Annotated in this window: 7 protein-coding genes and 1 pseudogene; 1 reads left to right on the top strand and 7 read right to left on the bottom strand. The window is 72.2% G+C overall.

Annotated features, from left to right (window positions below; all coding sequences use genetic code 11):
* On the bottom strand, window positions 1-1,163 hold a 1,163-nt coding region (glsA, locus tag ACWD3D_RS27670; RefSeq protein WP_451463507.1), incomplete at its 3' end, for a glutaminase A.
* 143 nt (window positions 1,164-1,306) lie between these two features.
* Window positions 1,307-1,858, bottom strand: a complete 552-nt coding sequence (locus ACWD3D_RS27665; RefSeq protein WP_451463506.1) for a DUF1269 domain-containing protein — start codon at window positions 1,856-1,858, stop codon at window positions 1,307-1,309.
* A 168-nt stretch (window positions 1,859-2,026) separates the two neighbouring features.
* Here ACWD3D_RS27665 and ACWD3D_RS27660 point away from each other — a divergent pair, with 168 nt between their 5' ends.
* Complete coding sequence (locus ACWD3D_RS27660; protein WP_451463505.1) at window positions 2,027-3,145, top strand: baeRF3 domain-containing protein; 1,119 nt, start codon at window positions 2,027-2,029, stop codon at window positions 3,143-3,145.
* A 27-nt stretch (window positions 3,146-3,172) separates the two neighbouring features.
* Here the strand turns inward: ACWD3D_RS27660 and ACWD3D_RS27655 are convergent, their stop codons facing one another.
* The 5 genes and pseudogenes from ACWD3D_RS27655 to ACWD3D_RS27635 form a co-directional block, all read right to left on the bottom strand.
* On the bottom strand, window positions 3,173-4,135 hold the full coding sequence (locus tag ACWD3D_RS27655; protein ID WP_451463504.1) for a D-2-hydroxyacid dehydrogenase family protein: 963 nt from the start codon (window positions 4,133-4,135) through the stop codon (window positions 3,173-3,175).
* A 121-nt stretch (window positions 4,136-4,256) separates the two neighbouring features.
* Window positions 4,257-6,683: a phosphoketolase family protein gene (locus tag ACWD3D_RS27650; RefSeq protein WP_451463503.1), complete on the bottom strand. Its 2,427-nt coding sequence runs from the start codon at window positions 6,681-6,683 to the stop codon at window positions 4,257-4,259.
* Window positions 6,684-6,776: 93 nt separating this feature from the next.
* On the bottom strand, window positions 6,777-8,198 hold the full coding sequence (locus ACWD3D_RS27645) for an NADP-dependent succinic semialdehyde dehydrogenase (protein ID WP_451463502.1): 1,422 nt from the start codon (window positions 8,196-8,198) through the stop codon (window positions 6,777-6,779).
* Between the two features lie 151 nt (window positions 8,199-8,349).
* The gene (locus ACWD3D_RS27640) at window positions 8,350-8,808 is read right to left on the bottom strand and encodes an ATP-binding protein (protein WP_451463501.1); all 459 of its coding nucleotides are present in this window, start codon (window positions 8,806-8,808) and stop codon (window positions 8,350-8,352) included.
* Window positions 8,809-9,003: 195 nt separating this feature from the next.
* Window positions 9,004-9,609 (bottom strand): annotated as a pseudogene (locus ACWD3D_RS27635) (xanthine dehydrogenase family protein molybdopterin-binding subunit); the annotation flags it as partial.
* Between the last annotated feature and the right edge of the window lie 93 nt (window positions 9,610-9,702).

Here is a 9,702-nt window from a genome sequence, read left to right as displayed (position 1 = left end):
GCCGGATCGACCAGGGCCACGTGGTGCCCCGCCCGCTCCAGCCGGGCCAGTCCCTGCCGGAGCATCGCGTACGCCACCGGCTCGATCCCGTTCACCTGACGCAGATCCAGCACCACGGAGGGGGCACCACCGGAGCCGGCCTCGTCGAGTCCGTACAGCACCCGCTCGGCGGCGGTGAAGTCCAGCGACCCCTGAGCGGCCACGACCGCCACCCGCCCCGCCTCCCCCGGGCCACTGCCGGGCGGCGGGTCCTCGCCGGTGGTGACGAGCGTGACGGTGGAACCGGGCAGCGCGGGGTTGAGCATCAGATGGAGTCCGAGGCGTTCGGAGAGGGCGGCGAAGGCGGCCCGCCCGCGCACCGGGGTCCCCGCGGCGTCGAGCGGCGGGCTGTAGGCGGCGAGCCCGAACCGTGCGGGACCGGCGGCGATCAGCCCGCCCGAGACCCCGCTCTTGGCCGGCAGCCCCACGCGCAGCAGCCACTCCCCCGACGCGTCGTACATCCCGCAGGTGGCCATGACGGCCAGCACCTGGGCCGCGACCTCCTCGGACACGACCCGGTCCTCGGTCACCGGGTTGACACCGCCGTGCGCCAGGGTGGCCGCCATGACCGCGAGGTCCACGGCGGTCACCCGTACCGCGCACTGCCGGAAGTACGTCCCGGTGGCGGTGACCGGATCGACGGGGAGCCCTCCGGCACTGCGGACGAGGTAGGCGAGCGCCCGGTTGCGGTCACCGGTCGCGGACTCGGAGCGGTACACCGCCTCGTCGACGTCCAGGGCCCTTCCCGCGAACCGGCCCAGGAACGTCAGGATGCGCTCGAACCGAGGGTGTTCCGGGGTGTCGGGGACCAGCGAGGAGGCGACCAGGGCGCCCGCGTTGACCATGGCGTTGGCCGGCCGGCCGGTTCCGCGCTCCAGGTTGATGGCGTTGAACGCCTCACCGCTGGGCTCCGACCCGACCCAGGCCGACACTTCGTCCAGCCCCAGCTCGGCCAGCGCCAGGGCGTAGACGAACGGCTTGGAGACGGACTGCACGGTGAAGGGGGTACGCGCCTCGCCGGCGCTGTAGACGTGACCGTCCATGCTGACCAGGGCGAGCCCGAAGGCGTCCGGGTCGGCCCGGGTCAACTCGGGAATGTAGGAGGCCACTTCGCCCTGCCGCATCCCCGCGAACCGCGCCCGCAATTCGCCGAGGGCGACGGTCACCGCACCGGCGGCTCCCGGTCCGGCGCCGTCCGAGGGAAACGGTGGCCCGGACGGCACGCCGGACGCGAACCGCGCTCCGGGCTGCTCCGCGCCGGCCGGACTCACCTGTCCCCGTCGGTGGCTCCGGGGCCTCCGGCGCCGCTGCTGCCCGCCTCGGCGTCCTCGACGTCCTCGGCGAAGACGCTGCGGAGCCTCTCCTCGCTCGCTGCGTCCAGGTTGCTGTGGAGCAGCTCGGCACCACCGCCGGGGAGCGCGGCCCCGATGCGGTCGGTGACCTCGTCCACGGTGAGCAGGAAGAGCGCGGAAGTCCCGGGCGTGACCTGCCCCTTGACCTCGTCGATGAAGTCGTCGTCGATCCCCACGTCGGCGAGCTTGCCGCCCAGCGCCCCGGCCGCGGCGCCGATGGCCGCTCCGAGCAGCGGCATCAGGAAGAGCAGCCCGAAGAGCATTCCCCAGAAGGTGCCGCCGAGGGCCCCGGCGCCGACCAGACTGCGGAGCTGTCGGGTGCGGGGCTTCGCCCGGTCGGCGGGCCAGCTGACGACGGCCGCGTCGATGATTCTGATCAGCCCCTCCTTCTGCAGGGACGTGAGCGACGCCTCCACGTTCTCCGCGGCGTCCGCCGTCCGGAACTTCCACACGGTGAGGGTGGACATACCGCTGCCTCCCGAGCACGAGCGCGATACCTACTAATTGGCCCATATTAGGATGAAAAGGTATGAATTGACTCGTCGGGCCTTCCGTCACCAGGAGCGGGGAACGGCCCGGGCCCCGCGGCACACCGCGCCGGCCCTCCACCGGAATCGAACCCCTGGGAGGGAACGATGGACACGGACGCCCTGACCACCGGAGTGCTCAAGGAATTGCGGGCGACCCGCACCTATCCGGTCCTGTCCCTGACGATGCCCACACACCACCGACGCACTCAGGACAGCGCCCAGGACGCCCTCCGGCTGCGCAATCTGGTTGCCGAGGCCGCCGGCCGCATCGACGCCGATCCGCAGGTGTCGCGCGCCACAGCCATCGCCCTTCGGGCGCAGCTGGACCGGGCGGTCGACGAGGTGGACCCGCTCCGGGCCCTGGAGTCCCTGGTGCTCCTGGTGAGCACGGAGGAGTACCAGATCTGGCAGCTGCCGCGTACCGCTCCGGAGCGGGTGGTGCTGAGCGACACCTATCTGACCCGCAACCTGGTCGCCGCCAAGGCGCAGTCGCAGCCGTACTGGGCGCTGACCATCGCCGCCGACCACGCGGCCCTCTGGAGCGGCACGGCGGACTCCGTGCATCTGGAGGAGAAGGGCGGTTTCCCGCTGACCGCCCCCAGCGAGGCACCCAACCCGCAGCGGATGGAGCGGATCGGCGACACCCCGAGCACGTACACCGACGAGGAGACCCGCCAGTTCTTCCGTACCGCCGACGAGAGACTGCGCGCCGTGCTCGCCGCCGACCCACGCCCCCTGTACCTGGTCGGGCTGCCGCCCGCGCTCGCGCTGCTGGACAACGCCGGCGAGGGCGCCCACGCGGCCGTCGGCCGGGTCGCCAAGGGGGCGCCGGCCGACATCACGCCGGCCGCCCTGCTGGCTGAACTCGGTACGGCGATGGAGGAGCACGCGGAACGCCGTGGCGCCGAGGTGCGCGCCCGGCTGGACGGCGCGCGCGGGGCCAAGACCTTCGCGGGCGGGCTGGACGAGGTGTGGACCGCCGTGCAGGAGGGACGCGCCGGGCTGGTCGTGGTGGAGGAGCACTTCCAGAAGACCGTGCGGTTGACCGAGGGGCACCTCGTCCCGGTGGGCGACGAGGAGGTTGCACCGGGCGACACGACGGTGCGCGAGGACGTGGTGGACGAAATCGTCGAAGCCGCCCTGGACAGCGGAGCCGAGGTCGTGTTCCTCCCGGACGACACCCTGAACGAGCACCACGGGATCGCGGCGGTGCTGCGCTACTGAGTCCGCCCCGCGATCCACCGGTCCGGTTCACGCCTCCAGGAGCCGGACCGGTTCGCCCGCGAGGTACGCCTCGATGTCCTCGACCGCATCGCCGTAGTAGCGCGCGTAGTTGGCGCGGGAGACGTATCCCAGGTGCGGGGTGGCCAACAGGCGGGGTGCGGTGCGCATCGGATGGTCCGCCGGGAGGGGCTCGGTGTCGAAGACGTCGACGGCGGCGCCCGCGATGGCGCCGTCGTGCAGGGCCGCGAGCAGGGCGTCCTGGTCGACGATGGCGGCTCTGGAGGTGTTGACGAGGTAGGCGTCCGGGCCCATCAGCGCCAGCTCCCGGGCGCCGATCAGGCCCCGGCTGCGGTCGCCCAGCGCCAGGTGGACGGAGACGAAGTCGCTGGTGGCGAGGAGCTCCTCCTTGGAGGCGGCGAGTCCGGTGCCCACCTCCGCCGCCCGCTCGGCGGTGAGGTTCGGGCTCCAGGCGGTCACGTCCATGCCGAAGGCGAGCCCGACCGCGGCAACCCGGCTGCCGATCCGGCCGAGCCCGAGCAGGCCCAGGCGCCGCCCGTGCAGGTCGGCGCCGACGGTCGACTGCCAGGGTCCGCCGGTGCGCAGCGCGGTGGCCTCCGGGACGATGCCGCGGGCGAGGCCCAGCAGCAGGGCCCAGGTGAGCTCCACCGGCGGGGCGAAGGAGCTGGCGGTGCCGCACACGGTGACTCCGTTGCGCGCGGCGGCCTCGTGGTCGATGACGGTGTTGCGCATGCCGGAGGCGACGAGGAGACGCAGGCGCGGCAGCCGGTCGAGCAGGCCGGCCGGGAAGGGGACGCGTTCGCGCAGGGTCACCACGATGTCGAAGTCCGCCAGCGCCGCCGCGAGTTCGTCGTCGGTGGCGAAGTGCTCCGGGAAGGCGACGACGTCCACCCGGCCGGCCAGCGGGGACCAGTCGGCGGCCGTGGTGGCGACGGACTGGTAGTCGTCGAGTACGGCGCAGCGCAGTGTCATCGGTTCGGCTCTCCTTGGGGCAAGCGTTCGGCCCGGCCATGATCGCTCATCGCGTACGGCGTGAGGAGAGCGGGCCGGGGCCGCCCCGGCGTGCGGGCGGCCCCGGCGGGCATGCGCCGGATCAGCCGGTCCAGGTCCAATCGGCCACCTCGGGCATGTCCTCGCCGAATTCACGGATGTAGGCGTGGTGACGGGTCCGCGCGTCGGCCATGGCTTGGCGTACGGCGACCGCGCGGACACCGAGTCCGGGCACCCGGTCGACCACGTCCATGACGAGCCGGTAGCGGTCGAGGTCGTTGCGGACCACCATGTCGAAGGGGGTGGTGGTCGTGCCCTCCTCCTTGTAGCCGCGCACGTGGAGGTTGGCGTGGCCGGCCCGGCGGTAGGCGAGGCGGTGGATCAGCCAGGGATAGCCGTGGTAGGCGAAGATGACCGGCTTGTCCCGGGTGAAGAGCGCGTCGTACTCGTTGTCGGGCATGCCGTGCGGGTGTTCGCCGTGCGGCAGCAGCCGGGTCATGTCCACGACGTTCACCACGCGTACGGCGAGGTCGGGCAGATGGCGCCGGAGCAGGTCGGCGGCGGCCATGGTCTCCAGGGTGGGGACGTCCCCCGCGCAGGCCAGTACCACGTCGGGTTCGCGGCTGCCGTCCTCGGTGCCCGCCCACTCCCACACCCCGGCGCCGCGGGCGCAGTGGACGCGCGCCTGGTCCATGGTCAGCCAGTCGAAGGTCGGCTGCTTGCCGCAGACGACCACGTTGACGTAGTCGCGGCTGCGCAGCACGTGGTCGGCGGTGGAGAGCAGGGTGTTGGTGTCCGGCGGCAGGTAGACGCGCACGACTTCGGGGCTCTTGTTGAGGATGTGGTCGACGAATCCGGGGTCCTGATGGGAGAAGCCGTTGTGGTCCTGTCGCCACACGTGCGAGCTGAGCAGGTAGTTGAGCGAGGCGACGGGACGGCGCCAGGGCAGCCGTCGCGAGGTGCGCAGCCATTTGATGTGCTGGTTGACCATCGAGTCGACGATGTGGGCGAACGCCTCGTAGCTGGAGAAGAGCCCGTGGCGCCCGGTGAGCAGATAGCCCTCCAGCCAGCCCTGGCAGAGGTGTTCGGAGAGGATCTCCATGACCCGGCCGTCCCGGGCGAGGTGTTCGTCGGTCGGGAGGATCTTCCCCTGCCAGCCCTTGCCGGTCGCGCCGTACACGGCGTCGAGCCGGTTGGACGCGGTCTCGTCCGGGCCGACGAGCCGGAAGTCCCGGCGCTCCGAGGTCGCCTCCATGACGCCTTCGAGAAGTCGGCCGAGCGCCCGGGTGGGTTCGTGGGACGAGGCGCCGGGCTTGTCGACGGTGACGGCGTGGTCGTCCAGCGGGGGCACCGGCAGATCGCGCAGCAGCAGTCCGCCGTTGGCGTACGGGGTCGCGCCGAGCCGGAGGTCGCCTTCGGGGATCGCCGCGAGCACTTGGGCGGTGGGGCGACCGGCGTCGTCGAAGAGTTCCTCGGGCCGGTAGGAACGCAGCCATGCCTCCAGTTGCCGCAGGTGCTCGGGGTTGTCGCGGACCCCGGAGAGCGGGACCTGATGGGCGCGCCAGGTTCCTTCGACGGGCAGCCCGTCGACCTCGGCCGGACCGGTCCAGCCCTTGGGCGTACGCAGGACGATCATCGGCCACCGGGGCCGCTCGGTGGACCGTCCGCCCCGTGCGGCGCGCTGGATCTCGCCGATCCGGTCCACCGCCGCGTCCAGCGCGGCAGCCAGCGCGCGGTGGACGTCCTCGGGGTCGTCGCCGCTCACGTGGAGGGGGTCGTGGCCGTATCCGCGCAACAGCTGGTCGAGTTCGTCCTCGGGGAGGCGGGCGAGCACCGTCGGGTTGGCGATCTTGTAGCCGTTGAGGTGGAGGATCGGCAGGACGGCTCCGTCGTGCACCGGGTCGAGGAACTTGTTGGAGTGCCAGGAGGCCGCGAGGGGGCCGGTCTCGGCCTCTCCGTCGCCGATGACACAGGCGACGAGCAGGCCGGGGTGGTCGAGGGCGGCGCCGTAGGCGTGGGCGAGGGCGTAGCCCAGCTCGCCGCCCTCGTGGATGGAGCCGGGTGTCTCAGGCGCCACGTGGCTCGGTACTCCGCCGGGGAAGGAGAACTGCTTGAACAGCGCCCCCATGCCTTCGGCGTCCCTGCTGATGTCGGGGTACGTCTCGGAGTAGCTGCCCTCCAGCCAGGAGTTGGCGAGTACGGCGGGGCCGCCGTGTCCGGGTCCCCAGACGCAGAGCGTCGGCTGGTTCCTCGCCTTGATCACCCGGTTGAGGTGGGTGTGGACGAGGTTGAGCCCGGGTGAGGTGCCCCAGTGGCCCAGCAGCCTCGGCTTGATGTGCTCGCGGGCGAGTGGCTGCTCCAGCAGCGGGTTCGCCATGAGGTAGATCTGCCCCGCCGCGAGGTAGTTGGCGGCCCGCCAGTGAGCGTCCAGGGCGGCGAGTTCCGCGTCACCGAGTGTGGTGGAGCCGGGCGCGGTGGAACCGGGCGGGGCGTCGGAGGGTGCCGGCTGCCCGGCGTTGCTGGTGGTCACGAGGGTTCTCCTCCTGGGAGTCGGACATGACGCCGGCCGGCGGCGGGCGGGTACGGTGCGGGCGGAGTACGGGGCGGGCAGCGGCGGGCGGGGTCACGCCCCGTCGTCCCCCGTGGGGCCGTACCAGACGGTGGTCGCGTTGCAGAACTCCCGGATGCCGTGGCCGGCGAGCTCCCGGCCGTAGCCGGAGCGCTTCACCCCGCCGAAGGGCAGTGCGGGGTGGGAGGCGGTCATGCCGTTGAAGAAGACACCGCCGGCCTCCAGGTCGCGGACGCAAGCCTCCATCTCGTCCGGGTCCCGGGTCCAGACGTTGGAACTGAGGCCGAAGGGGGTGTCGTTGGCGATCTCCAGGGCCTCTTCGAGTCCGGAGACCCGGTAGAGGGTGGCCACCGGTCCGAAGGTCTCCTCGCGGTGGATCCGCATCTGCGGGGTGATGCCCGCCAGGACGGTGGGCGCGTAGAACCAGCCCTGTTCCAGTTCTCCGCCGAGGCCTGCGGGCCGTCCGCCGCCGCAGAGGGCCTCCGCTCCCCTGCCGAGGGCGTCGTCCACGAGTTCCTCCAGGTCGGCGCGGCCCTGCTCGGTGGAGAGCGGGCCGACATCGGTGGACTCCAGGAGTGGGTCGCCGACGGTGAGGGCGTCCATGGCGGCGGTGAAGCGTTCGGCGAAGGCGTCGTACACGTCGGTGTGGACGATGAACCGCTTGGCGGCGATGCAGGACTGGCCGTTGTTCTGGACCCGGGCGGTGACGGCGGTCTTCGCGGCCCGTTCGATGTCGGCGGAGGGCATGACGAGGTAGGGGTCGCTGCCGCCGAGTTCGAGGACGGTCTTCTTCACCGTGTCCCCGGCGGTCGCGGCGACGGAGCGGCCCGCGGGCTCGCTGCCGGTGAGGGTGGCGGCTGCCACCCGGTCGTCGCGCAGGACGGCCTCGACGGCGCCGGAGCCGATCAGGAGCGTCTGGAAGGCACCGGTGGGAAAGCCGGCCCGGCGGAACAGGTCGCCGAGGTAGAGGGCGGTCTGCGGGACGTTCGACGCGTGCTTGAGGAGCCCGACGTTGCCCGCCATCAGTGCGGGCGCCGCGAAACGGACCACCTGCCAGAGCGGGAAGTTCCACGGCATCACCGCGAGGACGACACCGAGCGGCCGGTAGTGCACCCGGGCGCGGCTGGCTCCGGAGTCCTCGACGTCGTCGTCGGCAGGGTGTTCGTCGGCCAGCAGCCGCTCGGCGTTGGCCGCGTACCAGCGCATGGCCTTGGCGCATTTGGCCGCTTCGGCGCGGGCCGCCGCGAGCGGCTTGCCCATTTCGAGGGTCATCGTGCGGGCGATGGCGTCGCGGTCCGTGTCCAGCAGGTCGGCGGCCTTCTCCAGCAGGGCGGCCCGCTCGGCGAATCCTGTGGTGCGGTAGGTGCGGAAGGTGTCGTACGCGGTGGCGATCCGCCGTTCGATCTCCTCGGCGCCGATCGCGTCGTACGTCTTCAGCGTTTCGCCGTTCGCGGGGTTGACCGTCGCGATGGGCATGGGTGTGGCCTCCTTGCCTGGGTTCTTCGACCGTCCCGCGCCTTCGCGCCCGGCGCAACGCGGGCCCCGACGCAGCACCTACCCGGCCGTCGCGGATCATGCGCGCCGGGGGCACGCGATCCGGAACGGCCGGGCAGGGGGAACGGAACGGTCAGGCGGGAGCCGCGCAAGGCAGCGGACGGAACTCGGGTGTTCCGTCCAGCGGCCCGCGGGGCAGCAGGCCGGTCGGACGCGGCACCTCGGCGTAGCGGGTGAACCAGACGACTTTGCCGTCGTCCGTCCGGCAGGTGCCCCAGCTGTCGCTGAGCGCCATGACCCGGCTCAGTCCGCCGCCGGTGGTGAGCAGTCTCGGCATACCCTCGCCGTTGTCGGCCACGGCCACCGTCAGATGGCGGCCGGTCCAGCGGAGCTCGATGACGCACTCGTTGTCGCCGCCGACGTGCCGGTGGACGTTGGTCAGGAGTTCCTCCAACGCCCGGCAGACCGGGCGGACGTGCAGTTCGAGACTCCAGTGCCGCAGGTGCGCCGCGACGATGCGCCGCAGCTGGGAAACGCGTTCTGCCGACACCTGCAGTTCGACCAGATAGTGCCGGTCGAGTGGAACGGTCATCGTCGGGGCTCCTCACCGCGAGGCCCACGTGCGTCTCCGTCGTGGAATCACCGACGGCCCCTGAGCACGAAGCGTGAGCGGCCATCACTTCTGTGTCACTCCTCAGAGTGACGCCGCCGGCCCGGGTGCGCAACAGTTGGCCCATCGCCGCTGGTGGAAGCGGCTCCCACGGGGTACGGAGCCCCTCGGCGGCGCTCAGGGCAGGTACGGCAGGACCTTGTCCGGGGTGAGCGGCAGTTCGGTCAGCCGCGCGCCGGTGGCGTGGCGGACGGCGTTGCCGATGGCGGCGGCGGTGCCGACGATGCCGATCTCGCCGATGCCCTTGCTGCCCATCGGGTTGAGGTGGGGGTCGTCCTCGTCGATCCAGTGCGCCTCGACGGCCGGCACGTCGGCGTTGGCCGGTACGTGGTAAGCGGCGAGGTCGCTCTCGGTGAAGTCGCCGTACACCGGGTCCAGGGTGCTGCCCTCGGTGAGCGCCATCCCAATGCCCATGACCATGCCTCCGATGAACTGGGAGCGCGCGGTACGGGAGTTGAGGATGCGTCCGGCGGCGTAGACGCCGAGCAGCCGGCGCACCCGGATCTCGCCGGTGACCGAGTCGACGGCGGTCTCGGCGAAGTGGGCGCCGAAGGCGTGCCGGGAGTACGGGGACTCCGCGCCGGTCTCCTCCGACGTGTCGGCGCGCACCGTGATCCCCTCGGCGGGCAGCGGCCCGCGGTGCGTGGCGAGCCGGACGGCGAGACCGGTGGCCGCCTTGTGGACCGCCCACCCCCAGGAGGCGGTGCCCGAGGAGCCGCCGGCTGATGACCAGCAGGCTCACGGCGAAGCAGATCGCGGACCTGTACCCCGAGTACCCGTACGACAAGCACGAGACGATCGTCGGCGAGGGCGCGG

The sequence above is a fragment of the Streptomyces sp. NPDC002690 genome, from assembly GCF_053592415.1.
Note: the sequence above shows the minus strand (reverse complement) of the source record. Positions and strands in the feature narration are given on the sequence as shown.

Bases quoted from the DNA above. Each gene is read 5' to 3' on its own strand.
- ACWD3D_RS27640 (WP_451463501.1), bottom strand. From the start codon at position 8,808: ATGACCGTTCCACTCGACCGGCACTATCTGGTCGAACTGCAGGTGTCG.
- ACWD3D_RS27655 (WP_451463504.1), bottom strand. From the start codon at position 4,135: ATGACACTGCGCTGCGCCGTACTCGACGACTACCAGTCCGTCGCCACC.
- ACWD3D_RS27665 (WP_451463506.1), bottom strand. From the start codon at position 1,858: ATGTCCACCCTCACCGTGTGGAAGTTCCGGACGGCGGACGCCGCGGAG.
- ACWD3D_RS27660 (WP_451463505.1), top strand. From the start codon at position 2,027: ATGGACACGGACGCCCTGACCACCGGAGTGCTCAAGGAATTGCGGGCG.
- ACWD3D_RS27645 (WP_451463502.1), bottom strand. From the start codon at position 8,198: ATGCCCATCGCGACGGTCAACCCCGCGAACGGCGAAACGCTGAAGACG.